We start from the raw sequence: 21,540 nt of genomic DNA on the forward strand, positions 1-21,540 counted from the left end.
GCAGGCCGAGTCAAGAAAGACGCGGCCTGCCGCTGCACTTAGTCAGAGTAAGCTGTACTTGTCAGGCAAGACAGCCTCCTGTTCAGCAAGATGATTACCAATACAAATTCATGTTCAACATCACTTCCCGTTCCATGCCCCGGAACTGGCCGGTGTAATACTTTTTGTTGAACACATTGTTGACGTTCAGGGCTACCCGATAGCGGGACGTCTCATATGCCACCGCCATATCTGCCAAGGTGAAAGAAGGGTTGTAGTTCAGGCTGCCATCCGGCCGTACATCATTGGGCGATTTGCCTCGATACCGTACACCCGCCCCTACCATCAAGCCCTGAATTTGCTGGGGCCGATAGTCCAGCCACAGGCTGGCGGTCTGACGTGCGGTTTGCAACGTCTGCCGATCAATTTCTGCCGGGCGCTCGCTCTGCGTAGTCCGTGGATCCAGATAGGTATAGCCCGCCATCAGGTTGAGCTGAGAGCTAATGGGCAGCTTGGCTTCCAGCTCGATACCCGTGGATCGTACTTCTCCTGTCTGGACGCTGAAACGCGGGAAGTTCGGATCGGGCGTGGTGACATTGGTCTGGCGCAGGTCAAACACCGCAGCGGTAATCAGGGCATCGGTTCCCGGTGGCTGATACTTCACCCCGGCTTCGTATTGCTTGCCCTCGCGCGGCTTGAATGCCGTGCCATCGGCGGCCCGCCCTGTTGTGGGGTCAAAGGCGGTGGAATAGCTGATGTATGGAGCCACACCATTGTCAAACAGGTACAGCAAGCCCGCGCTGCCGGTGGTGGCGCGGTCCGTCATGCGCGGCTGCGTCGCACTGCTTTGTACGGTGCGAGCGGTGTCGTGACGCAAGCTGACATTGGCAACCCACTGGTCCCATTTCAGCTGGTTCAGCATGTAAATGCCGGTCTGCTTCAGATCGCGCTCGGAGTAATCCAGTTCGGGCGGTGTGATGGACAGCCCGTATACCGGGTCGAGCATGTCCAGATCAGGTACGTTCCAGCCAAAGCCCAAGCCGTCGTTTTCCTTGTAGCGCAGATAGTCCACACCAAACTCCAACGTATGCTCCAGTGGTCCCCAGTTAAAGTCCTTGCCGACCCGGCTGTCTACCGTGAAGGTGCGGCCTTTGGTTTCCTGGGCCAGGCTGGCGCGGGAGACGCTGCGCTGGTCGGCCAGAACGGCCATGGCGTAGATATGGCGGTAATCAATGTCGATTTCCGAATAGCGCAGGTTCTGACGCAAGCGCCAGCCGCTTTCGGTGTCATGCTCCAGAGCATAGCCAATGGCTTTGGTGTCGCGATTGAAGTAGTCAAACGCCGGGTCCCCGGCGGTGCGTTTGAGCGGCAGGTCAGTGACTTCGGGGTAATAAAACAGATTGGGCCACCAGGACTTGGGAGTGCCTCGTTCACGTGAATACGAACCCAACAGTGTCAGGCTGGTCCGGTCCGACAGTTTCCAAAGCAGGGCGGGGGACACCGAGACACGATCGTCGCGCGAGTCTATGGTGCGTCCATGGCTTTTGCGCCCGGACAGATTCAGGCGATACAGCAGGGATTGATCGTCGTTCAAGGCTCCACCAAGATCCGCCGTTAACTGACGGCGCTGGTAGCTGCCATAGCCCAGTCCCAGACTGTTCACGTGATCGGCTGTGGGGCGCTTGGACACCACGTTGACCACGCCGCCGGGGCGTCCCTGTCCATACAGGACCGAGGCCGGGCCTTTCAGCACTTCGATGCTGTCCAGGCTGTCCATATCATCATTCCAGGACCCATAGGTGCCTGCCGAGAGTTGCTTCAAGCCATCTTTGTAGTAGGCACTGCCGTCACTAAAGCCACGTATCACCGCGCCACTCATGCGCAGGTCGCCCGAGCCGGACACGTCAGTCTGAACGCCAGGGGTGTAAGCCAGGGCGCGTTCAATACTTTGCGGGGCCAGAATCTTTAACTGCTTTTGCGTGACGATGGAGACCGAACGCGGGGTTTCGATCAAGGGTACGTCCAGCTTGCCACCGCGGCTGCTTAGTGCGACGTAGCTGTCAGCGGTGTCTGTGGGGGCGCGGCGTATCGTGACTGGCGTCAATTGAGTCACACCGGCTGACAAGGTGACCGTGTTGCCGTCTCGGGTGTAGTTGATGCCACTACCGTCCAGCAATTGACGCAAAGCTTGCTCAGGTGCCAGATGACCCGAGACCGAGGGGGCTTGGCGTCCGGCAACTACATCCTGAGAGAAAAAAATCTGCAAAGAGGTCTGTTCGCCCAGTTTCAGCAGGGCATCGCCCAAGGGCTGGGCAGGGATCTGAATAGAGACAGTTTGCTGGGCCTGCACAGCAGAAGGGGCTAGGCTGAAGGCCAGACTCAGGCTTAAGGTCAAGGCACTCAAGTTCGCCTGCAAAAGGGGCGAGTGGCGACGACGTGGGGTAAAGGGGCTCACGATCCTACGTTTTCCAATGAAAATACATCTCGCGCGATAGACGCGCCCAGCCTTTGGCCAAAGGGACTCAGGGGGCCGTCCTGCACGGGATAGCCTCCTTCACCTACCTAGACGCACAAGGTGCTCAATCACCGGAATGAGAATCATGATTATTTTGTAACAGGCCCAGGAAGCTCTGTTTTTAGCGCGCCACAATGTGCGTCACACCTGACGCATCTCTTTGGACCCGGACTGGGGCAATGGCCGGTAAGGCCTTTACGACGGTTTCGGGTTGGTCGACATCGAAAATACCGGAGATACGGTGCTGGCGCAGGGCGGGGGCGTCCAGCGTCAAGGGCTGGGGCAGGTAGCGAGCCATTTCCTGTACCAGCACTTCCAAAGGCGTGTTCTTGAAAATGATCTTGCCGCGTTGCCAGGCTGTCAGGCTTTCCACGTCGGCCATGTGTACCGGACCGGGTTCTGCACCTTGGCGCAACAGGACTTGTTGCTGCGTCTCCAGGAGGCGTTCCTGGCGACGCCACCAAGGACCGGACTCCACTTTGACCGAGCCGGACTGAACGCTGACTTGCAGGCTGTCTCCCAGCCGTCGCACATTGAAGCGGGTGCCGGTGACGGTTACGGTGCCCAAGTCGGTGCGCACGATAAAGGGCAGGGTTTGGTAGTGTTGGACAGCAAAAAAAGCTTCACCCTGGAGTAGTTCGATTTCCCGTTTGGAGGCAGATAAACGAGCCTGGGCGATGGTGTCGGTATTCAAGTCCACAACAGAGCCATCGGGCAAGGTGATTTGCTGACGCTCGCCTTTGGCAGTGAGCAACTGTACCGTTTCTTCTACCGGATTCAACCAGCCCGACTGATGGATGGCTCCGGCCGAGAGGGCCAGCATGCCAAGTGCGCCCAAACCCAGTGTCAGATAACGGCGCTTGGGGGATGGCACACGACCAGGGGAGTGGGGCAGCAGTCTGCGCAGGCGTTCTTCCGGGACGGCCTGGCTGGCGCGCCACAGGTACTCCACCTCGCGGTAGCGGCGCGCGTTGTCAGGATCAGCGTCCCGCCAGGCTTGGAAGGCCTGGTGGTCCTGCTCGCTGGCTTCCCCCGATTGCAGTCGGGCGAACCAATGAGCGGCATCGCTGGGGTGATCCAGTTCGTCGGAGGAAGAGGGGTGGGTCATGGCGCGGGCTTTGTGTACGACATGGCGTCAGTCAGGTACGTAATGGTGCAGCCGTTCATGGATGTGACGCAAGGCACGAGTCATGTATTTTTCCACCATGCTGCGGGAAAGGGCCATGTCCTGGGCAATTTCAGTATGGGTCCAGCCCTCCAGTCGATGCTTGATATAGACCTCTCGGCATTTTGGGGGCAAGTCGGCCAGCGCGTTCACCAGCGCGTCGGCTAATTGCTCAAACTGGGCGTGGCTGTCAGCCCCGGCCTGGCGCGGATGCTCGGTATCGCTTAGCTCGTCCAAGGGTAAGACAGTCAGGACGGTTTGATGGCGATGGCGGCTGATCAGACGGTTGTTGGTGCCTCGTGCCAGATAGGCACGTGGGTTGTCGATCAGGGTAGTGTTGTTTTCCAGCATGCCCACAACGGTGTCGTGCATGGCATCTTCCGCGTCTTCCCGGCTCTCGGCCTTGCGCCGCCATACGCCAAACAGCTCGCTATACGAGGCGAGCCAGGCTTTTATGGGACGTGAAGGGTGAGACATTGAGCGGCTTAGCGGAGCAGGCGGAAAAAAGAATAGTGAATAATAGCAATAATTCTCATTCAGGTTGTTCTTGTTCGGCCTGTCTGTGCAATTTCTTCTGACCGGAAGGGTCTTGGGGTCAAGCTGCCCGTACCAAGCGGCTTGGTCTAAAATCCTTCGATCCTTATATCTTCTACATCTGAATTCCGAGGTTTTCATGTCTCAAACCAGCACTCCCGTTGATCCGGACGGCCTGCTTGAATATTCGGTGGTCTACACCGACCGCGCCTTGAACCATATGTCCAAGACCTTCCAGGAAGTGATGCGCGAAATCTCTCGCACGCTCAAACAGGTCTATCAGGCACATTCGGCCATCGTGGTGCCGGGCAGTGGCTCGTTTGGCATGGAAGCGGTGGCCCGTCAGTTTGCAACGGACCGAAAGTGCATGGTGATACGCAATGGCTGGTTCAGCTACCGCTGGACTCAGATTTTTGACATGGGTTCCATCCCCGCCAGCACCACGGTTCTGAAAGCACGCCCGATTGAGGAAGGCAAGCAGGCCGCTTACGCACCGGCCCCTATCGAAGAAGTAGTTGCTGCGATTCAGGCTGAAAAACCGGCTTTGGTGTTTGCCCCGCACGTGGAAACAGCCTCCGGCATCATGTTGCCCGATGACTATATGCGTCAGGTCGCCGATGCCGTGCATGCGGTAGGCGGTCTGTTTGTGCTGGATTGCATTGCATCGGGCACCGTGTGGGTGGATATGAAGGATGTGGGTGTGGACGTGCTGATCAGCGCGCCGCAAAAGGGTTGGACTGGCTCGGCATGTTGCGGTCTGGTGATGTTAAGCGAGCGTGCTCGTCAGCACATTGAAACCACGACCAGCACCAGCTTTGCCTGCGATCTGCGCAAGTGGCTGCAGATCATGGAAACGTATGAGAGTGGGGCCCATGCCTACCATGCCACCTTGCCGACGGACTCCTTGAAGGTGCTGCAAGAGGCGATGGCCGAGACGGAAGCTCTGGGCTTTGACTGGATCCGCAATCGTCAGCTGGAGCTGGGCCGCAAGGTGCGTGCCTTGCTCAGCGAACATGGTTTCCGCAGCGTGGCGGCACCAGGTTTTGAAGCGCCGGGGGTGGTGGTGTGCTACACCACGGACGACGGGATACATTCGGCCGCGAAGTTTGCCAAGGCTGGTTTGCAAGCCGCCTCGGGCGTGCCTTTGCAATGCGATGAACCTGCCGATTTCAAGACCTTCCGAATTGGTCTGTTTGGTCTGGACAAGCTGAACAATCTGGAGCGCTCGGTGGAGCGTTTGGCCAAGGCGCTGGATGCGATTGAAGAGCAGTAAGTTGCTGCAGTAGCGGTTGCTACATGAGAAGGGAGCCTTGCATGGCTCCCTTTTTATTTTTGCTCCCAAGTAGAGTGTGGCTTGCTTCTTCTTTGCCTACTACTTAGTGGCATCCCCAGGGGTCTTGGGGGCTTGATTGAGTTCACCCATGGCAAAGGCCAGGTTTACAGAGCCGACCAAACCTGCAGTATGAGCCATAGTCTGGGCTTCTTGTGCACCCAATAGACCGCTGTGCGCTTCGGTCAGCAAGGTCATGCCGGTCAGACCTTCCTTATAGGATTCCAGCGCACCTTGGTAAGTGATTTGTGCCGCCTCGACCAGGCTGGTGGCGGCTTGATGAGACTCCAGAGCAGCTCGCAGCGCGTCGGCAGCGATGATCATTTGCTTGTAGGCGTCTTGTTCGGTTTTGGCGACGCGTTCGCGCGCGGTGTCGGCACGCAACTGGGCTTCGCGCACTTGCTTGTTGCGTAGCCCAGCGTCGTAGATCGGGATATTCAGGGCCAGCACGGCGCCTCGGGAGGAGGATTGCGGGCTGACTTCGGGCAGGCTGCCTACACTTAATGAACCCATGCGTTTGGAGATAAAACCCATCAAGGCCAGCTTGGGCATGAAACTGGCTTCGGCTGAGTCTATGCCTGCCAGACTGGCCTGATGGGCGGCTTGCAGGGCCTGTACATCGGGCCGCTGGGCGATGGCTTTTTTCAGTGTGTCATTGCCAGGGATATCCAGATCCTCGGGCAGAGGGCGGGTGGCGCTATCGGCGACTTTCAGCTCCGTTTCCGGGGACAGGCCAATTGCGCCCAGCAACGTTTGATAAGACTGACGTGCCAGGGTGCTGGCATTCACGTGGTGCAGGCGGGCCTGGGCTTTCAGTTGTCGTGCCTGCGCGACTTCAATCTGGGTGCCCAGCCCATTGCGCTGCCGCTCCAGGGCGATATCTTCAATCAGTGCCGCATTTTTCAGCCCTTGGGCAGAGATTTGCTCGCGTTGGCGGGCCGAGTTGTAGTTGAAGTAGCTGATGGATACTTCTGCAATCACGGCCTGATGCACACCGCTGAAGGTAATCCGGCTGGCCATGGCCAGTTTGTCGGCTGCCTCTTGCAAGGCGGCGCGTTTGCCAAAGTCGAACAGCAGCCACTTCAAGGTCAGGGAAGGGACGGCGCCACTTAAATGGGTGTCGTAGTCCACATCGACTTCTCTACCCAGAATGTGCACGCTGCTGTCGCGGTCGCTGCGCATATAGCCGCCCACCACGCTGGCGGAGATCAAGGGCAGGTAGGTGCTCTCCACCATACCGGCAGCTTCTGCGGCTTGTTGGGCCTCGCCCCAGGCAATGCGGGTGCTGGGGTTCAGGCGCTGGGCCAGGTCGATCAGTTCTGGCAGGCTGTATTCGTGATGGGCTTGCACGCGGGGCGCTGGCTGGTTTTGATCCGGGCCGCTGTAATCGGCCAATGTCAGGCGAGGTGGTTCCGGCGCATCTTGCTCGGGCATGGCCTGGGCCATGGGTTTGTGATCAGGCGCCGCGCAGGCGGCCAGAGTCAGGGCGGCCGTCACAGCCAGAGTCAGACGCAATGCAGGAAAACAAGTCATAGACATAAATTCAGGAGGCAGCAGAATGAGTCAGCAGCGTAGCAGCATACTGCTGTCCGCCTTCAAGGACGAGTTGTACGGCCATGCAGACCAGCAAGAACCCCATGATGCGTGAAATGGCATCGACGCCGTTATGCCCGATCACACGCACGATGCTGAGCGAGGAGCGCAGGCAAATGAAAAAGATCAAACCAATCAGGATGGCCAGAATGATGGGCGTGGCCACCAGCACCCATTCCGCATAGTGCCCGCGCATGCCAGCCATTTTGGAGGAGGCACTGATAACCAGAGCCATAGTGCCGGGACCGACCGTGGAGGGCAGGGTCAGTGGAACGAAGGCGATATTGTTGTGGGCAGCGGTGTTCTGATCGGCTGCTTTGGAAACCACGTCGCTGACAGTGGGGGGAAACAACATGCGAAAGCCGATATACGCCACGATCAGCCCGCCCCCGATGCGCATGTCCACCATGGAAATGCCCAGTGCCGAAGTAATCCACAAACCGGCGTAGTAGGTAATCAGCAAGGCCAGAATGACATACAGCGTTGCCTGACGCAGTTGCTGCTTCTTTTCTGCTGCGCTCAAGGTTTCGCCCAACGACAGGTACATCACCATTGAAGTCAGGGGATTGGCCAGGGGCAGCAAAAATGCCAGCCCCAGGCCGAGCAATTTGAATAACTGCATCACTTCGTTGGGCATGGGAGCTCCTTGATGAGGTTTCAGGCGGGCAGGGCGTTCTTGTAAATCTTGCCGTCCTTGATGATCAAGAGCAGGTTCTGTTCGGGCTGCTCCAGAAAGCTCAGGCTTTGTTCGGGTTCGCCATCAATCAACAGCAGATCGGCCAGGGCACCGGCTCGGATCACGCCCAGTTCGCCTTCGTATGGTTGGCGCAGGCCCGACAGTTGCAGCAGTCGGCCATTATCTCCGGTCGCCATTTTCAGCACCTTGAGTGGGCTGTAAAAACGGGTCAGCTTGGACAACATGCGGCCATGGTGTGGTAGATGGGCGGGGGTGAACAGAATGTCCGTGCCCCAGGCGGTCTGGATCTGATATTTATCGGCCAGTTCGTAGGCACGTACGGTTCCTACAGCAACTTGTTGTTGCTTGGCCTTGCTGCGTGGGTCGTGCTGGACGTTGGCGTCTTCATCGGCCAAAAAGGGTTGCAGGCTCCACCACACGCCTTCGCCAGCCATCATGCGGGCGGTTTCCTCGTCGGCAAGTTGGCCGTGTTCGATGGATTTCACGCCTGCCTTGATCGCACGCTGGATACCACGAGCGCAGTACACGTGCACCATCACGTAGGTGCCCCAGTCGCTGGCGGCGCCCACCGCGGCACGCAGTTCGGCATCACTAAATTGCAGTCCTTCCAGTGGGTCGTACAAGGAGGTGACACCGCCCCCGGCCATCAGCTTGATCTGGCTGGCGCCCAGCATCAGTTGCTCACGAACGCGACGCAGGACCTGGTCGGCGCCATCGGCAATGCAGGTTACACCTGCTCGTTCGGTGTGGCTTAGCTCGCCTTCTGCGCGTGGCACTTCGTAGCGCATACGAAAGTCTGCATGGCCGCCGGTTTGCGCAATCATGGCGCCGCTAGGATAGATGCGCGGGCCATGCAGCAAGCCCATATCAATACCGCGTTTCAAGGAGAAGCTGGGGCCACCGGCATCGCGCACGGTGGTAAAACCGCGCAGCAAGGTGCGCTCGGCTTCTTTGCTGGCAATCAAATGCAGGTCAGCCGGGTCGGCCATCATGGCGGTCATCTGGTCGACAGCGCACAAGAGGCTATGCCAGTGGGCGTCGATCAGGCCAGGCATCAAGACTTTGTTCTGGCAGTCCATGACGGTGGCGTCGGCCGGAATCTCGGCAACCGGCATGACGGCAGTGATGCGGCCCTGGTCAATCTGGACGGCCAGCCCGTTTTTCAGCTCTGTTGTTTCACCATCAAACAGGCGCAGATTGCTCAGGATCAGTTTGGGAGCCAGGGCGATGGGTTTCTGATCCAGGGCATTATTGGATTGGAAGGCCGGGCCTGCAGGGACCGCGCTGGGGGCGAAACTGGCTGATGCACTCAAGCGCTTGTGAATGAAGGGAATGGAGGGGTGGGCGCAAACACAGGCTGGCAAGCCGTGACGATAGGCTTGGCGTTGTTGGCGCAGGGCAGGGGACTGGCCCAGGTAGGAGTAAGTCTGCATGGCGTCCTAAAAAATCAACGATAAATGAAAGGAAGGCGGACTCAAGACATACGCAGTTCGATCAGATCCAGCAGGCGGACCCGTTCGCGAGCGATTTCATCGGATATCTGGTGTGTGCGAGCTAAGGTGTAAACGGCCTCACGCGCGGCGTGGATGGCCCGGATTTGCATGTCTTTTTCCAGTGCTTGTTCTGCCAGATCCGGCTCCAGTCCGTCGCCTTGAGGGCTGTGAGCAATAGTGCCCAGGACGCGGTCGGCCATGGCCGTGTAACGCGCCCCTGAGGACTCGGGATTGTGCGCAATCAAGTCATTCAATGTCTGCGCCACCGACTGGGCGCTGGCGTGACGTACGGCTTGCTCGGCCCGTTCTTCCTGCTCCTGACGTCGACGCAGGGCAGGGAAGCTGACTCGTTTCATGATGGGTGGCAGGGCCAGGCTGGCCGTCAGCAGTGACACGATAATGACGACGGAGGCCAGGAAAATGGCCAGATCTCGGGCAGGAAAAGGACTGCCATCGGCAAGAGTGAGCGGCAAGGTCATGACACCGGCCAGGGTGACGGCACCTCGTACCCCGGCAATGGACAGCACCAGCACCAGGCGCGGGTTGGCTTGGGCGGTCTCAGCATCATGATGCAAGCCCAGCAGGGACAGGCCGCGTCGTAGCCACAGGTAAGCGTAAACGCATAGAAAGCGCAGCAAAATCAGGGTGGTACACATCGCGACCGCATAGACCAGCAGCCAGGCTGGATTATGGTGGCCGGTCTCCTGGACAACCTGTACCGCGCCGCGAAAGATAGCGGGTAGTTGCTCGCCCAGCAGGACGAACATCATGCCATTCAAGCTAAGTTGCAAGGTGTCCCAGACGGTCTTGCGCTGCATACGGGTGGCCGCCAGTGCATTGCCCGAGAGCTCGGCGTAGCTCATGGTCACGCCTGCTGCGACAGCGGCCAGAATGCCAGAGGCCTCCATTTGTTCGGCCAGGAAGTAGGACGCAAAAGGCAGGAGCAGGCTGAACAGAACCTCTGGCCCTGGCTCTTCGCCCCAGCGGCGCACAAAGAGATTACGCAGAAAAAGCAGGGCACGCGTGGTCACTACGCCCACGACCAGGCCGGCCAGCGTTAGCCACAGGAAGTTCTGGCTGGCAGACGTGATGGAGAAAGAGCCGCCCAGGGCCAGGGCTACAGCAAGTCGAAACGCAACCAGACCGCTGGCATCGTTGAACAGGGATTCACCCTCCAGCAAGGCCTGCAGTCGTGGCGGCAGAGGCACGCGGCGGGTAATGGCCGAGACGGCAACTGGGTCAGTTGGTGAGACAATGGCGGCCAAGGCGAAGGCCACTGGCAAAGGCATGGCAGGAATGAGCCAGTGCAGCACGTGGCCTAATCCGAATACCGTTAAAAAGACCAGAATAAAAGCCAGAACCAGAATGCCAATTCGGTCCCGAATTAAACTTTCCTTGGAAATGCGCCAGCCATCCAGAAATAATAAGGGCGGCAGAAACAGATAAAAGAACAGATCCGGATTCAGGGTCATCCCATGATTGAACCAGCCGGCAATCAGAAAGCCGAGCAAAATCTGTACGAGAGGGGCAGGGATGGCAACAGGTATTATCTTGACCACGCTGTTGCTGATTAAAACGGCGGCCAGCATGCTTAAAGTCAGGTTTACGTCATCCATGGCAACTCTGTGTAAATAACCGAGGTTATTGAGACCCTATCAGAAAGATGTTTGTCACTATACTCGTGAAAATCATAGATACACAGTTGCTTAATCCGGCAGAGATATAAATGATGTCTTTGAAAGGGCTCAGGTACAATTCGTCGCAGCGATCAGGGCGCCATGCGCAGATCGGTTTAACAATAATCAGGGAGATGCCACGCATGCGTGCGCTACTAGCCGGTCTGGCTGTCTTGCCCTTGTTGGGGGGATGTTCTCTTGCCCCGTCGGTCTATGTGGCGGGTTCGTATTTCCCGGCCTGGCTGGTGTGTGTGCTGGGCGCCGTGCTGCTGACCTTGCTGATTCGTTGGGGGCTGATTCGTGCAGGTGTGGATGATGCCCTGCCCATGCGTTTGCCTGTCTATGCCTGCTTGACGCTGGCACTGACCTTTGCCGCACTTCTTCTTTTCTTCGAGTGACTGAGCCATGACCCAGGCACAGAAATCCTCCCCCCGTAAAGGCGCTGCCCGCCTGCTGAGCGTGCTGATTGTTGTCGCCGCCATTGTCTTGGCTTGGTGGTATTTGCAGCGCTCTGCCAACAACCCTTTGTCCGAAGACGCGGTGATCGGTGCCGATGTGGTGCATATCTCCAGCTCCTTGCCTGGACACATTGAGCGCATGATGGTGCGTGACGGTCAGTTCGTCAGCCGCGATGAACTGCTCTTTACCGTAGACCCGGTGTTTTATCAGCTGCGTCTGGAACAGGCCCAGGCTGAACTGGCGCTGGCTCAGGCTACGCTGGACATGAAGCAACGGGCTGTGCGCGCAGAAGGGCATAACGCCGTCATTGCCGATGATCAGATTACCCGCGCTAAAACCAATTTGACGATGGCCACGCAAAGCCAGCGTCGCTTGGCGAATCTGGCGGCCAAGGGTTATGTCTCCCAACAGCAATTGGATGAAGCCAATACCTTGCTGCGTGATGCTCAAGTCACCTTGAAACAGGCAACAGAGCAATCCGGGGCCGCTCAGGCTCTGGTCGGCAATACGCAGGCAGAAGAAGCCATGGTGCAAGCGCGACAGGCAGGTTTGGCGATGGCCCAGCGTGATCTGGAACATACTCAGGTCAAGGCACCGCACAACGGTCGTATCGTGGGCTTGCGTATCGGCTCGGGAGAACATCTGATGCCCGGCACGTCTGTCTTTACCTTGCTGGATACGGATTCCTGGTATGTCACGGGCATGTACCGTGAAACGGATCTGAAAGAGATCAAGCCAGGGGCCTGCGCCACGGTGTATGTGATGTCCGATCCTTCGCGCAAGCTCTCGGGCAAGGTAGAGGAAATTGGTTGGGGTGTCAGCAGTCAGGAGCAGATCAATCTGCCGCGCAGCCTGCCCTATATTCAGAAATCCATGAACTGGGTACGGGTAGCGCAACGCTTTCCGGTGCGTATCCGTCTGGATGCCCCGCCCGAGGACTTGATGCGCATGGGTGCCTCGGCCACCACTATTATTCATCGCGATGGCAACTGCTAAGACCGGCGTGTCGGGTCTGGCGCGGCTGGTCTGGCAAGACTTGCAGCCCACCCCCGGTCGTCTGGCGCAAAGCTGGCGCGTGGCAGTGCTGTGCGCCTTGATGGTGCTGCTGGCCATGAACTACGGTATTCCCGAGTCTGCCGTCAGCTGCTTTGTGATCTTCTTTGTGATGAAGTCCGATGCCGGCGAAAGCTCGGTACTGGCGCTGGCTCTGGTGGTGCTGGTGTCCATTGTGGTGCTGCTGATGGTGCCATTGATTCAGGTCACGATTCAGTATCCGGCCTGGCGTTTGCTGGCCATGGTGCTGACCTCCTTTGTGCTGTTGTTTCTCGGGGTAGCCAGCAAGCTGGGCCCTTTGGGCGGGATTATTGCCTTGGTCATCGCCTTTGTGCTGACCTTGTTGGGCTATGTGCCCTTTGGCGAGATTGCTACCCGTGCCGTGCTTTATGCCTGGTTGATGACCTGCGCCCCCATGGGCCTGGTGCTGATCTTCAATCTCTGTTTTGGTTTGTACCCGCACAAGGTGTTGCGCCGTGAACTGGCAGCGCGTTTGCGTTTGTCGGCCCAGGGTTTGATGGGGCAGGCAGATACGCAGGATTTGTGGAACGAACTGGCTTTGGGAGTCAGTGCACAACAGAAGCGACTGGGCTGGATACGGCTGTTTCATTTGCGGCCTGCACAAGAGCAGGCAGAACTGGATCAGGCCATCTTGAATACCTACCGAGCCTTGCTGGCGGTTGCCGTCTTGCGCGATCAGCATCTGGACAATGAGCAGGCCACAGCATTTGCCCAGATGTGCGAACGCAGCGCACAGGAGATTGAACAAGGGCGTTTGCCGCAGATGGATGATCTGCCCGAGCTGTCAGCCTCCAGTTCTTTGGCCGAACAAGATTTGCGCGATGCCTTGCTGGCCTTGTCGGGGGCGGTGTCTATTGGCAAAGCGGATCCGGAACATGGCTCCTTCATGGTGCCCGACGCCTTTAGTAATCCGGTTTATCAGCACCATGCCTTGAAGGCGACGGCAGCTGCAGTGCTTTGTTATCTGATCTATAGCGCGGCAGACTGGCAGGGCATTCATACTGCCATGATTACCTGCTACGTGGCCGCTTTGGGCTCTACCGGGGAAACCGTACACAAGCTGACCTTGCGGATTGTGGGCTGTTTGCTGGGGGCGGCGCTGGGCTTTATCACTATCTTGTTTGTGATGCCGCATCTGCTGGATATTGGCGGCTTGATGGTTGTGGTATTTCTGGTGTCCCTGTTAGGGGCCTGGGTATTTTATGGCCCGGAACGTATCTCGTATGCCGGCATTCAAATTGCCTTTGCCTTTTATCTGGTGACCTTGCAGGGCTTTGGTCCCAGCTTTGACCTGGATTCGGCCCGTGATCGGGTGATCGGTATTTTGCTGGGCAATGCGGTGATGTACGTGATGTTTACCCAGATCTGGCCTGTCAGTATTGCAGGTTCGGTACGTCAGCGTTTGGCCAAGGCTTCTGACAGTTTGAGCGGCCTGGGCAGCTTATGGCAGGAACGTCCTGCCCAGGCGGTGCAGCAGTCAGCCAGCGTCGCGCAGGAGCTGTCGGCGGCCAAATATGGATTGGCTCTGATGCACTTGGAACCAGAGCGTTTGCGACCCGACCAGCAGCAGGCCCAGGAGATGCAACGTCAATGGCAGCAGTTGCGCCAGCAGTTCATCGGCCAAGCCTATATGCCTGTATCTCGCCACCGAAGCGATTGATAACCCTCATTACCTAGAGGTGATTTTCCCGTCCTTGACGGCTCGTAGAATGGGCCTCACTTCCCATTATCGGGATCAAAAGAAGCGCCGCAAAGGCCTCGGTTCGGTCGGAGACACCCCCGCATACCTACTTCTTTCTGCCTATGTCTGCACCTTGTTGCGGGCAGGGCAGGACTCGTCTTTGCTCGGCGTTTTCTTTGATTCAGCGTGTGAGAAGTCTCTTGCCCCCTTTGGGGCTGGAACTGTCCATTACTGATTCCTGATGACGGCAACGTACCGTTTCAGACATCACAATACTGATAAAGGAGCATGAAGTATGGCTGAGCAAGAATCCGCATTGCGGCCAGGGCAGGAGGCCCTGGTCCCTCCGGTTGCTGGCGGTTGGTTGCAGAAACATTTTGCCTATACAGAGCGCGGCAGTTCTCTGCGTCAGGAGGTCTTGGCAGGGCTGACGACATTCCTGGCAATGGTTTATTCCGTATTTGTCGTACCGTCCATGCTGGGCAAGGCGGGCTTTGATACCTCGTCGGTCTTTGTGGCCGTGTGTCTGACCAGCGCTTTTGGCTCCCTGCTGATGGGGCTGTGGGCGAATCTGCCCATTGCGGTGGGCTGTGCCTTGTCCTTGACTGCGTTCTTGGCTTTTGACTTGGTGCTGGGTCAGCAACTCAGCCCGGCCGTCGCCCTGGGTGCCGTGTTCCTGATGGGCCTGATCTTTACCCTGATTTCCGCCACCGGGATTCGTACCTGGATTCTGCGCAATTTGCCCCTGGGCATCGCGCATGGCACGGGTATCGGAATTGGCCTGTTCTTGCTGATGATCGCCTCCAACGAGGTAGGTCTGGTGACCCGTAATACGGGCGCAGGTCTGCCGGTTGCCCTGGGGGACGTCACGTCCATGCCGGTCTGGCTGAGTGTGCTGGGTCTGGCAGCAATTTTTGGCCTGGAGCGCCGTCGTGTCACGGGCGGTATCTTGCTGGTGATCTTGGGTCTGTCGGCGGTAGGCCTGATCTTCGATCCCAATGTGCGCTTTACTGGCCTGTTTGCCATGCCTAGCTTGCTGGGCGAGAACTCCTTGATCGGTGCCATGGACATAGGCGGGGCCTTGAATGCGGTCGTCCTGCCCAGTGTGCTGGCTCTGGTGATGACAGCCGTGTTTGATGCGACCGGCACGATTCGTGCGGTAGCGGGCAATGCCGGGCAATTGGACAAGGATGGCCAGATCATCAATGGCAGCCGCGCCCTGACGACGGATTCGCTCAGCTCTTTGGTGTCTGCCAGCTTGGGGGCTTCGCCTGCCGCCGCCTACATTGAATCTGCTGCCGGCACAGCCGCCGGGGGACGTACCGGTCTGACCGCGGTGGTGGTTGGCCTGGGTTTCCTGATGCTGATCTTCCTGTCGCCTTTGGCCGGTCTGGTGCCTTCCTATGCGACTGCGCCTGCCTTGATGTATGTGGGCTTGCTGATGCTGGGCGGTGTGCGTCATCTGAATACCGAAGATACGGTCGACACCATGGCGGGTCTGGTGTGCGCCGTGTTTATCGTGCTGACCGTCAATATCGTCACAGGCATCATGCTGGGCTTTTGCACGCTGGTGCTGGGTCGCCTGTTCTCGGGTGAACTGCGTCGCCTGAATGTGGGCACGGTTCTGATTGCCATTGCCCTGGTTGTTTTCTACCTGGGTGGCTGGGCCTTATAAAGCAGGGCTTGGGAAGGGCTGGTGTTCCCCTTTACACTAGCCCTTTTTCTGAAAACCAAAGGGGTACCTGTGCTGGTCGCATTTGATTTTGATGGCACGATTACAGACCGGGACAGCTTGCAGGACTTCATACGTCGCATGCGAGGCTGGCCGGTCTGTATTCGTGCCTATTTAGCTTGCGTGCCACGCGTCCTGGTCTGGGATCGCGGTCCGCAGCGTCGTCAGGCGATCAAGCATCGTTTTCTACGCAGTGCCTTGGGTGGTTTGAGCCGGGAGCAGGTTCAGGCTTTAGCCGACACCTATGTGCGGGACTATGTGCCGCAGATTGTCCGCCCGGAAATGATGGAACGAGTCCGTGCCCATCGAGAGCGGGGAGATACGGTGGTGCTGGTCAGTGCCTCGCCGTCCATTTATTTACAGCCCTGGGCGCAAGCACAGGGAATGGCTCAGGTGCTAGCGACAGAGTTGGCCTTTGATGATCAACAAGGTTGTGTGGGCATGGCCAGCGCCAATTGCTGGGGGCAGGAGAAGGTGAATCGCTTGCAGGCGTGGCTGGGCGATAAACCCGTGGAGCTGGATATGGCCTATGGTGATAGCCCCGGTGATGCGCAGATGCTGGCCCATACGCGTCAGCCCTGGCTGCGGGGACGGGATGCCGCTCTGCCGGCGCTGGAAGTCCGATAGTCGATTGTAGGGTTTGCTCTGTACCGCTTTAGTTGCAGGCTTGGCAGCCTGGTGGCAGGCCTACAGTCCAGGGCGGGAGATCAAGATAGCAAAATGCCCGACCAGAATCTGCTTCTGGTCGGGCATTTTTTCGGAGTGATTTGCAGTGATTAAGTCAGCGGAGATCAATCCCGACGCAGGGGTTTGATCCTGGCCGCTGGTTTAGTTCTGATTGCGCTTGATTGCCATACCAATCAACAAGCTGGCCCAACCTTGGGTCAGCAAATCAATACCCAGTATCAGGCCCAGAATCCATACGCTATTGCCGGGCCAGCCTGCGGCAATGATCAAACCGGCTGCCAGTGTAATCAGGCCGGAAAAGGCCATCCAGCCGCCACCTGCCTGGGCCCGGTTCTGAAACCAGATCCAGAGTCGGAATGCGCCGGAAGCAATCAGGAAGGCGCCAAAAATCAGGGTCAGGACGGTGGCACCTACCAAGGGGTTGCTGATGGCGATCAAACCGGCGAACAAGTACAAAATGCCGCTCAAGCTCCAGAACAGAAAGCCGCGCCAGCCTTTGGAACTCCATGCATGAGCCAGATGCAGCACGCCGCCTATGGTCATCAGGATGCCGACGTACACCACGCTGGCAACCGTGGCGCCAACCACGTAGATCAAGGCGATCAGACCCAGAATAATCAGGGCGATGCCCAGACCAATAAACCATCCTGGTTTCAAGGGCAGTTGACGTAGCAACTCAGAGCGATTGTTGTCATGTGGACTTAGAGCCATCTATGTACTCCTTGCAAGGTTAAACCGACGCTACGGTCTTAACTTTACTCCAGACCCGGGCAAGGGCCTAGTGATATGCAAAGAGCCTGCTGCAGAAACACGAAGGCCCTACCGTTGCGGTAGGGCCTATGGGCCGCTCTGGCGGCGGTGAACTGTCATGATGACAGTTTGGGAAAGCTGTGTTTCAGACAGCTTACTGACACTATGTCAGTGGTTTCAATGTACGTTAGCTAATCAAAACCAGCCAATTATGGAAAACCCGGAAGTCTGAAACAAAGCCCTTCAAACCGGTAAAACAGGCAGTTTGAAGGGGTGGGAACAGGGCCTTAGTGGCCGTGTGCGCCCTGGTGACCCTGGCCAGCCTTGGTGTTCAAGGCACGGACCGGAGCGCTGATTTTCAGCTCTTCCTTTTGACCGGCGGCATTCTGGATTTCCAGGGTGAGATCCACGGAACTGCCCGCCTCAACCTGTTTGTCCAGACCCAGCAGCATGATGTGGTAGCCGCCGGGTTTCAGTTCCACAGCCTTGCCAGCGGGCAGGTCGAGTTTTTCAACCTGGCGCATGCGCATGACTTCGTTTTCCATCGCCATTTCGTGGACCTCCACCTGCTTGCTCAAGCTGCTGCTGGCGCCCAGCAATTGGGCGTTCTCGGTAGATTGCAGCACCATGAAGGCGCCGGTGGCTTGCTGGCCGGGAACCGTGGCGCGAACCCAGGGATCGGTAACGGTGACTTCGGCCTGGGCCAGGGTGGGCAGGCTCAGCAAGGCGGCCAGGGAAAAAAGAGAGCGAGCAATAGTACGTTTCATGTTGGTAATCCTGTTGGGGTTCACTTGCTCAGAGCCAGTACCTGGCGGATATCAGCCACGGCTTCTTCAGCCGTTTGCGTATGACGCAGGGCGATCTGCAACTTGCCTTGTGTGTCATACACATAGGTCAAGGCGCTGTGGTCCATGGTGTAGCTGGAGCCGGTAGGAACCTTTTGATAGAAGACTTTGAAGTCGCTGGCGGTTTTGGCCAGCTCTTCCTCGGTGGGGCGCAGGGCCACGAAACTGGGGTCGAAAGCCTGCATGTAGGCTTGCAGCAGTTCGGGCGTGTCGCGCTCCGGGTCAATGGAGATAAACAAGACTTGCAGCTTGTCGCCATCCTCGCCCAACTGTTCCTTGATGTCGACGGCACGAGTCAGGGCTGTCGGGCAGACGTCGGGGCATTGGGTAAAACCAAAGAAGATCAGCACGATCTTGCCGCGATAGTCGGCCATGGTGCGACGTTGGCCTTCGGTATCCAGCAAGCTGAAATCCTTGGCAAAGTCGGCACTGCTCATGTCTACACCTTCCAGATTACGAAAGGCGGGCTGCTTGGGGGCCTTGTCGCCGCAGGCGCTCAGGACCAGAGGAGTCGCCAGCATGGCAAGCAGGAGCTGGCGGCGTGAGAAGGAGGCGTTCATAGAAATATCCCGCTAATTGACAACATAAGGTGGCTGCGCCGGGCAGCCGAGGCTGGTCAGGAAACGAGCGTGGAGGGGGGACCGCGCGCACTCAGGGGCGGGCCCGTCAGGGGCAGAACGGGAGCCGCCGCCTGTTGGGCAGTGTCCCAGGTATGTCGTGGTGTAGGTGTCAGATTCCAGGCAGGGCTGGGATCATCATTCAGGGCTTTTTGCGCCTGGGCCTGGGCGAACAGACAGGCCGCATGCAGGCTATGTTGCTCGTCGTGCTTTGGGCCACCAGGTAGCTGGCTGCTCCATTGCGCCAGGAAAGGGTCGCCCTGAACGCACAGGCTGAGCGCGGCTGCATTGGCAGGGTCGGCGCTGGGCATGTAGCCGTTGGGGATCAGACCACGCAAAAGCAGGGCGCAGATTGCCAGCACCAGTAAAAACCGGCTGCGAGTACCTGAGGTGGGGAATGCGCAGTGCCTGATCATGATCAGAGCATTCTAGTACAGATGGAAATCAGTTTGCCCAGATTCTGTGGCACAGTAGACGCCTATCATCAAGGAGCTTGATATGCGACAGATTTATGGGGTGCTGAGCGCCTTGGTCATGGTGCTGGGGCTGGCGGCGTGTTCAACACCGGATCGCTCTGCAGACAGCAGCTGGAGTCGACCTTCCGGCGTTGAAATCTATGGGGAAATGGATGCAGGGGTAGGGACGGTGCGGCAGTCCCGCTAGGGAGACTGCCGCATGCCGCGTCAGGCCAGGGCTTGGCCTGCGCTATCAGCTGCGTCCTGTTTTTTCATGATTTCTTCAGGATCAGCTTCATCATTCAAGTACGACAAGGCTTTGCTCAGGCTATAGGCCGGTTCAAAGGAGTCGGGGTTGGCCATAGGCCAGCCCACACGGAAAATCGTTTGACGATAGTGGCCGCGCAAGAGTTCGCCTTTTTTCAGATCCGGGAACAGAGCCGACATCACGCGCACTTCGCCGTTGCTGATACGGCGGGCAATATGGTGAGGACGTAGCTGGTCCGGATGTTCCAGGCCCGCCGCACCCAACAGTTCAGCCAGGGCTTTGAGCGTATTGCCATGGAAGCTGGCCACGCGCAGGGATTTGTCATCAACCACCAGGGCTTTTTGACGCTGCGGATCTTGTGTCGCCACGCCAGTGGGGCACTTGTCGGTATGACAGGCCTGGGCCTGAATGCAACCCACCGCAAACATGAAACCACGCGCGCTATTGCACCAGTCAGCGCCCAGGGCCATGATGCGGGCCATATCAAAGGCGCTGATGATCTTGCCCGAGGCACCCAGGCGGATTTGTTCGCGCAAACCGATACCCACCAGCGTGTTATGAACCAGGCGCAGAGCCTCGCGCAAGGGGGTGCCGACGTGGTCAATGAACTCCACGGGGGAGGCACCGGTACCGCCTTCCGCACCATCGACCACAATAAAGTCCGGTGTGATACCTGTTTTCAGCATGGCTTTGGCAATGGCAAACCATTCCCAGGCATGTCCAATACAGAGTTTGAAGCCCACGGGCTTGCCACCGGACAAGGTACGCAGCTTGGCCACGAATTCCAGCAGCTCTACGGGAGAATGGAAGGCGCTGTGGCTGGGGGGCGAGTTACAGTCCACGCCTTCCGGCACACCGCGTGCCAGGGCAATTTCAGGCGAGACCTTGGTGCCGGGCAAGATGCCGCCGTGGCCAGGTTTGGCCCCTTGCGACAGCTTGATTTCAATCATCTTGATGTGATCCTGAGTGGCTCGTTCGGCAAAGCGTTCGGGAGAAAAGTTGCCTTGTTCATCGCGGCAACCAAAGTAGCCCGAGCCAATATTCCAGATCAGATCACCGCCATGACGCAGGTGATAGGTGCTGATGCCGCCTTCGCCCGTGTCATGCGCAAAATTGCCCATCTTGGCACCCTTGTTCAGGGCCAGGATGGCATTGGCCGACAGCGCCCCAAAACTCATGGCCGAAATATTCAGCACCGACAGCGAATAAGGCTGGGTACAGTCCGGCCCACCCACCGTGATACGGAACTGTGAGTCCTTGATGTGCTTGGGCGTCATGGAGTGGTTGATCCACTCGTACCCATTGTTGTAGACCTCCTGGTGAGTACCAAAAGGCTGCTTGTCGACCTGCTGTTTGGCGCGCTGGTACACCAGGGAGCGGTCCGCCCGCGAAAAAGGCAGTTGCTGCTCATCGCCTTCCAGAAAGTACTGGCGAATCTCAGGGCGTATGGCTTCAAAGATAAAGCGCAGATTGCCGATAACCGGGTAGTTGCGACGAATGGCGTGACGAGTTTGAGTGATGTCCACCAAGCCCTGAATGCACAGGGCCAGCCCTGGTATCGCCAGCCATAGCCAGCTTGCGCTTCTGAACAAGGAAAGCAGCAAGAAAAAGGCGGTCAGGCCAATGATGATGTAGAAGGCGGTGTAGCGTGTCAGCCACTTTTGCATAAAGACTCCTGCCAAGAAAACGGGGTGACGGGCAGGATTTCGGGTACCTGCCGGTCAGGCTGCCAACATCATAGAACGCTCCCGTACGGTTTGACCATGCCTGGATGGCGATAGTTTATGAAAACTAACAAACAACCACGGAGTGGCTGAAAAAGGGCGGGGCAGGGCGCAAATTGTTTAGCTTTGAAAGGCGTGATGGAAACCAGGGAGGCTGTTGCGGTGCAGCATGAAACAGCGTGTTCCGCCTTGAGGCTTGTGTATGGCGGGCAGGGCCGGAGCTGCCATAAACACGATATTCAGCTAGCTGTAATTGAATAGGTAGG

19 protein-coding genes are annotated in these 21,540 nt (G+C 57.9%); 7 read left to right on the top strand and 12 right to left on the bottom strand.

Annotation, left to right across the window (positions count from 1 at the left end):
* Positions 1-94 precede the first annotated feature (94 nt).
* The 3 genes from ACLPGZ_RS02895 to ACLPGZ_RS02905 all read right to left on the bottom strand — a co-directional run bounded on the left by ACLPGZ_RS02895 (position 95) and on the right by ACLPGZ_RS02905 (position 4,136).
* The gene (locus ACLPGZ_RS02895; protein WP_239055352.1) at positions 95-2,434 is read right to left on the bottom strand and encodes a TonB-dependent siderophore receptor; all 2,340 of its coding nucleotides are present in this window, start codon (positions 2,432-2,434) and stop codon (positions 95-97) included.
* Between the two features lie 181 nt (positions 2,435-2,615).
* On the bottom strand, positions 2,616-3,602 hold the full coding sequence (locus ACLPGZ_RS02900) for a FecR family protein (protein WP_239055353.1): 987 nt from the start codon (positions 3,600-3,602) through the stop codon (positions 2,616-2,618).
* A gap of 27 nt (positions 3,603-3,629) precedes the next feature.
* Positions 3,630-4,136: an RNA polymerase sigma factor gene (locus ACLPGZ_RS02905; protein WP_035268361.1), complete on the bottom strand. Its 507-nt coding sequence runs from the start codon at positions 4,134-4,136 to the stop codon at positions 3,630-3,632.
* A 196-nt stretch (positions 4,137-4,332) separates the two neighbouring features.
* Here ACLPGZ_RS02905 and ACLPGZ_RS02910 point away from each other — a divergent pair, with 196 nt between their 5' ends.
* Positions 4,333-5,466: an aminotransferase class V-fold PLP-dependent enzyme gene (locus ACLPGZ_RS02910; RefSeq protein ID WP_115635027.1), complete on the top strand. Its 1,134-nt coding sequence runs from the start codon at positions 4,333-4,335 to the stop codon at positions 5,464-5,466.
* Between the two features lie 99 nt (positions 5,467-5,565).
* On the opposite strand, the gene ACLPGZ_RS02915 is transcribed toward ACLPGZ_RS02910, so the two are convergent.
* The 4 genes from ACLPGZ_RS02915 to ACLPGZ_RS02930 are packed head-to-tail and all read right to left on the bottom strand — an operon-like array spanning position 5,566 to position 10,922.
* Entirely contained in the window at positions 5,566-7,056 is a 1,491-nt protein-coding gene (locus ACLPGZ_RS02915; RefSeq protein ID WP_258866303.1) for a TolC family protein, read from the bottom strand.
* A 10-nt stretch (positions 7,057-7,066) separates the two neighbouring features.
* A complete protein-coding gene (locus ACLPGZ_RS02920) occupies positions 7,067-7,753 on the bottom strand; it encodes a MarC family NAAT transporter (RefSeq protein ID WP_009460989.1) in 687 nt (228 codons plus the stop codon).
* Positions 7,754-7,773: 20 nt separating this feature from the next.
* The gene (locus ACLPGZ_RS02925; RefSeq protein WP_083053824.1) at positions 7,774-9,246 is read right to left on the bottom strand and encodes a metal-dependent hydrolase family protein; all 1,473 of its coding nucleotides are present in this window, start codon (positions 9,244-9,246) and stop codon (positions 7,774-7,776) included.
* Between the two features lie 41 nt (positions 9,247-9,287).
* Entirely contained in the window at positions 9,288-10,922 is a 1,635-nt protein-coding gene (locus ACLPGZ_RS02930) for a Na+/H+ antiporter (protein WP_060186963.1), read from the bottom strand.
* 203 nt (positions 10,923-11,125) lie between these two features.
* Between ACLPGZ_RS02930 and ACLPGZ_RS02935 the strand changes: the two genes are divergently transcribed.
* The 5 genes from ACLPGZ_RS02935 (at position 11,126) to ACLPGZ_RS02955 (ending at position 16,555) form a co-directional block, all read left to right on the top strand.
* Positions 11,126-11,380, top strand: coding sequence for a YtcA family lipoprotein (locus ACLPGZ_RS02935; protein ID WP_179136438.1), 255 nt, complete (start codon positions 11,126-11,128; stop codon positions 11,378-11,380).
* A gap of 7 nt (positions 11,381-11,387) precedes the next feature.
* Positions 11,388-12,437, top strand: coding sequence for a multidrug transporter subunit MdtN (gene mdtN / locus ACLPGZ_RS02940; RefSeq protein WP_021446781.1), 1,050 nt, complete (start codon positions 11,388-11,390; stop codon positions 12,435-12,437).
* On the top strand, positions 12,424-14,175 hold the full coding sequence (locus ACLPGZ_RS02945) for an FUSC family protein (RefSeq protein ID WP_429640983.1): 1,752 nt from the start codon (positions 12,424-12,426) through the stop codon (positions 14,173-14,175). The genes mdtN and ACLPGZ_RS02945 overlap by 14 nt, the downstream gene beginning before the upstream one ends.
* Positions 14,176-14,491: 316 nt before the next feature.
* Entirely contained in the window at positions 14,492-15,871 is a 1,380-nt protein-coding gene (locus tag ACLPGZ_RS02950; protein WP_035268349.1) for an NCS2 family permease, read from the top strand.
* A gap of 69 nt (positions 15,872-15,940) precedes the next feature.
* Positions 15,941-16,555, top strand: a complete 615-nt coding sequence (locus ACLPGZ_RS02955; protein WP_035268864.1) for an HAD-IB family hydrolase — start codon at positions 15,941-15,943, stop codon at positions 16,553-16,555.
* A 201-nt stretch (positions 16,556-16,756) separates the two neighbouring features.
* Here ACLPGZ_RS02955 and ACLPGZ_RS02960 read toward each other — a convergent pair whose 3' ends face one another.
* The 4 genes from ACLPGZ_RS02960 to ACLPGZ_RS02975 form a co-directional block, all read right to left on the bottom strand.
* The gene (locus ACLPGZ_RS02960) at positions 16,757-17,326 is read right to left on the bottom strand and encodes an HdeD family acid-resistance protein (RefSeq protein WP_009460967.1); all 570 of its coding nucleotides are present in this window, start codon (positions 17,324-17,326) and stop codon (positions 16,757-16,759) included.
* A gap of 326 nt (positions 17,327-17,652) precedes the next feature.
* On the bottom strand, positions 17,653-18,132 hold the full coding sequence (locus tag ACLPGZ_RS02965) for a copper chaperone PCu(A)C (protein WP_321216851.1): 480 nt from the start codon (positions 18,130-18,132) through the stop codon (positions 17,653-17,655).
* A gap of 20 nt (positions 18,133-18,152) precedes the next feature.
* Entirely contained in the window at positions 18,153-18,770 is a 618-nt protein-coding gene (locus ACLPGZ_RS02970) for an SCO family protein (protein ID WP_026484718.1), read from the bottom strand.
* Positions 18,771-18,826: 56 nt separating this feature from the next.
* Complete coding sequence (locus ACLPGZ_RS02975; RefSeq protein WP_035268339.1) at positions 18,827-19,243, bottom strand: hypothetical protein; 417 nt, start codon at positions 19,241-19,243, stop codon at positions 18,827-18,829.
* 82 nt (positions 19,244-19,325) lie between these two features.
* Between ACLPGZ_RS02975 and ACLPGZ_RS02980 the strand changes: the two genes are divergently transcribed.
* Positions 19,326-19,490, top strand: coding sequence for a hypothetical protein (locus ACLPGZ_RS02980; protein WP_157664272.1), 165 nt, complete (start codon positions 19,326-19,328; stop codon positions 19,488-19,490).
* A gap of 20 nt (positions 19,491-19,510) precedes the next feature.
* Here ACLPGZ_RS02980 and ACLPGZ_RS02985 read toward each other — a convergent pair whose 3' ends face one another.
* Positions 19,511-21,217 (bottom strand): FMN-binding glutamate synthase family protein, encoded by a 1,707-nt coding sequence (locus ACLPGZ_RS02985; protein ID WP_035268337.1) that lies wholly within the window; start codon positions 21,215-21,217, stop codon positions 19,511-19,513.
* Between the last annotated feature and the right edge of the window lie 323 nt (positions 21,218-21,540).

The sequence above is a fragment of the Alcaligenes sp. Me129 genome, from assembly GCF_050487245.1.
In the GTDB taxonomy this organism is placed as follows: Bacteria; Pseudomonadota; Gammaproteobacteria; order Burkholderiales; family Burkholderiaceae_B; genus Alcaligenes; species Alcaligenes phenolicus.

Excerpts from the sequence above, each read along its gene's own strand:
- ACLPGZ_RS02960 (WP_009460967.1), bottom strand. The coding sequence starts at position 17,326 with ATGGCTCTAAGTCCACATGACAACAATCGCTCTGAGTTGCTACGTCAA.
- ACLPGZ_RS02920 (WP_009460989.1), bottom strand. The coding sequence starts at position 7,753 with ATGCCCAACGAAGTGATGCAGTTATTCAAATTGCTCGGCCTGGGGCTG.
- ACLPGZ_RS02975 (WP_035268339.1), bottom strand. The coding sequence starts at position 19,243 with ATGATCAGGCACTGCGCATTCCCCACCTCAGGTACTCGCAGCCGGTTT.
- ACLPGZ_RS02905 (WP_035268361.1), bottom strand. The coding sequence starts at position 4,136 with ATGTCTCACCCTTCACGTCCCATAAAAGCCTGGCTCGCCTCGTATAGC.
- ACLPGZ_RS02985 (WP_035268337.1), bottom strand. The coding sequence starts at position 21,217 with ATGCAAAAGTGGCTGACACGCTACACCGCCTTCTACATCATCATTGGC.
- ACLPGZ_RS02900 (WP_239055353.1), bottom strand. The coding sequence starts at position 3,602 with ATGACCCACCCCTCTTCCTCCGACGAACTGGATCACCCCAGCGATGCC.
- ACLPGZ_RS02965 (WP_321216851.1), bottom strand. The coding sequence starts at position 18,132 with ATGAAACGTACTATTGCTCGCTCTCTTTTTTCCCTGGCCGCCTTGCTG.
- ACLPGZ_RS02930 (WP_060186963.1), bottom strand. The coding sequence starts at position 10,922 with ATGGATGACGTAAACCTGACTTTAAGCATGCTGGCCGCCGTTTTAATC.
- ACLPGZ_RS02970 (WP_026484718.1), bottom strand. The coding sequence starts at position 18,770 with ATGAACGCCTCCTTCTCACGCCGCCAGCTCCTGCTTGCCATGCTGGCG.
- ACLPGZ_RS02925 (WP_083053824.1), bottom strand. The coding sequence starts at position 9,246 with ATGCAGACTTACTCCTACCTGGGCCAGTCCCCTGCCCTGCGCCAACAA.
- ACLPGZ_RS02935 (WP_179136438.1), top strand. The coding sequence starts at position 11,126 with ATGCGTGCGCTACTAGCCGGTCTGGCTGTCTTGCCCTTGTTGGGGGGA.
- mdtN (WP_021446781.1), top strand. The coding sequence starts at position 11,388 with ATGACCCAGGCACAGAAATCCTCCCCCCGTAAAGGCGCTGCCCGCCTG.
- ACLPGZ_RS02950 (WP_035268349.1), top strand. The coding sequence starts at position 14,492 with ATGGCTGAGCAAGAATCCGCATTGCGGCCAGGGCAGGAGGCCCTGGTC.
- ACLPGZ_RS02915 (WP_258866303.1), bottom strand. The coding sequence starts at position 7,056 with ATGACTTGTTTTCCTGCATTGCGTCTGACTCTGGCTGTGACGGCCGCC.
- ACLPGZ_RS02910 (WP_115635027.1), top strand. The coding sequence starts at position 4,333 with ATGTCTCAAACCAGCACTCCCGTTGATCCGGACGGCCTGCTTGAATAT.
- ACLPGZ_RS02980 (WP_157664272.1), top strand. The coding sequence starts at position 19,326 with ATGCGACAGATTTATGGGGTGCTGAGCGCCTTGGTCATGGTGCTGGGG.
- ACLPGZ_RS02945 (WP_429640983.1), top strand. The coding sequence starts at position 12,424 with ATGGCAACTGCTAAGACCGGCGTGTCGGGTCTGGCGCGGCTGGTCTGG.